1 protein-coding gene and 1 pseudogene are annotated in these 1,822 nt (G+C 68.2%); both read left to right on the top strand.

Annotated features, from left to right (window positions below; all coding sequences use genetic code 11):
- Positions 1-271 (top strand): DUF1800 family protein (locus EOA28_RS34600; protein ID WP_128315789.1); only part of this gene is annotated, 271 nt, incomplete at its 5' end.
- A 19-nt stretch (positions 272-290) separates the two neighbouring features.
- Positions 291-1,528, top strand: a pseudogene (locus EOA28_RS34595) (DUF1501 domain-containing protein).
- The last annotated feature ends 294 nt before the right edge of the window (positions 1,529-1,822 follow it).

Raw genomic sequence — 1,822 nt, 5'->3', positions numbered from 1 at the left:
GCGCGGCGAGCCGCTGTGGCAGCCGCCGGGGCCGAACGGCTTTTCCGACAGCACCGACGCCTGGGCGTCGGCCGAAGGCATGAAGACGCGTCTCGATATGGCCTGGCAAGCCGCGCGGCAGGCCGACGACATCGGCAATCCCGACGAGATGCTTTCCAGCCTTCTCGGCGCCTCGGTCTCTTCGGAGACGCGAGAGGCGATCGCTCGCGCCGAATCAAGGCAGCAGGGCCTCGCGCTGCTGTTGATGGCGCCCGAGTTCCAACGCCGATGATCAGTATGGAGACGCGGCCATGAGCCTTCTTTGCGAAACCCCAAGCCTGTCCCGCCGCGCGATGCTGATGACCGGCGGGGCGCTGTTTGCCTGGGCTTTCCTGCCGCGCTTCGCACGCGCGGCCGACAGCCGCGACCCGCGCCTGATCGTCATCGTGCTGCGCGGCGCGCTGGATGGGCTGTCGACGGTCGGGCCGATCGGCGATCCGGACTATGCCGGCCTGCATTGCGATATCGCGCTTTCGCTTTCAGGCGCCAACCCGGCAATGCCGCTCGACGGTTTCTTTGCCGTCAGCCCGGCAATGCCGGTGTTTGCGCGCCTGTTCAAGGCGGGCCAAGCGGCGGTCGTGCACGCCGCTGCGACCGGCTATCGCGACCGCTCGCATTTCGACGGCCAGGACGTGCTGGAAAGCGGCCTTCCCGGTCCCGGCAATGTCACCACCGGCTGGCTCAACCGGGCTTTGGCCAGCCTGCCGGCGGGTGACAGAATCGCGAAGGCCGGCGGACTCGCGGTCGGGCCGTCGACGCCGCTGGTGATCCGTGGCGTAGCACCCGTGCTCGGCTGGGCGCCACAGGCGCTGCCGACCCCCGGCGACGCCTTGGCCGAACGCGTGCTCGACCTCTACAACCATCGTGACCCGCTGCTGGCTGCTGCCCTGCAGAAAGGTCTCGACGCCGATCGCATGGCGATGGGCGATCAGCTTGACGGCAAGACGATGAAGCCGAAGGGCGGCCTCGACAATGCCGCCGGCATGCGCCAGTCGGCGCAAGGTGCCGCAAGGCTGATGGCGGCCGATGACGGGCCGCGCATCGCGGCTTTGGCCTTCGACGGCTGGGACACGCATGTCAACGAAGGCGGCGCGACGGGGCGGCTCGCCAACCTGCTCGGCGGCCTCGACGGCGCCTTCGAGGAATTCGAGAAAGGGCTCGGCGCGCGCTGGCAGGACACGGCGGTCGTCGCGATCACCGAGTTCGGCCGTACGGCGCGCATCAACGGCACGGTCGGCACCGACCAGGCACCGGCACGGTGGTGCTGCTCGCCGGCGGCGCGATCAGGGGCGGCCGCGTCATTGCCGACTGGCCGGGACTGAAGCCGGCGCAGCTCTATGAAGGCCGCGACCTCGCGCCGACCAGCGATGTGCGCGCGGTGCTGAAGGGGCTGCTGGCGGATCAGTTCGGGCTTTCGGCGGCAGTGCTTGGCGACAAGGTGTTTCCGGAGTCGGCGGCGGTGAAGCCGATGCGGGATCTGGTGGCGTGAGCCTGGGTTTGCCGGTCAGAGATGGCTTCGGCGCCCTCTCAGTTCGTCATCCACGGGCGGAGCGGGAGCGAAGCGGACGCGGAGACCCGAGGATCCATTCCGTTACCTTCACCGAAGGGCGCGGCGGAGCAGAATTCTGAACCGTCGCAACGCCTCAACGTAACGGAATGGCAACTGTGTTCACGCGAATGCGGTTTTGTCGCGCATGATGGCGTTGAGGACGACCAGGAGCTTCCTTGCGACGGCGATGATGGCGAGTTTCTTGGACCCTGAGCGGGCAGCAAGTGCGGTATA

Source organism: Mesorhizobium sp. M2A.F.Ca.ET.067.02.1.1, assembly GCF_004023285.1.
In the GTDB taxonomy this organism is placed as follows: Bacteria; Pseudomonadota; Alphaproteobacteria; order Rhizobiales; family Rhizobiaceae; genus Mesorhizobium.
Note: the sequence above shows the minus strand (reverse complement) of the source record. Positions and strands in the feature narration are given on the sequence as shown.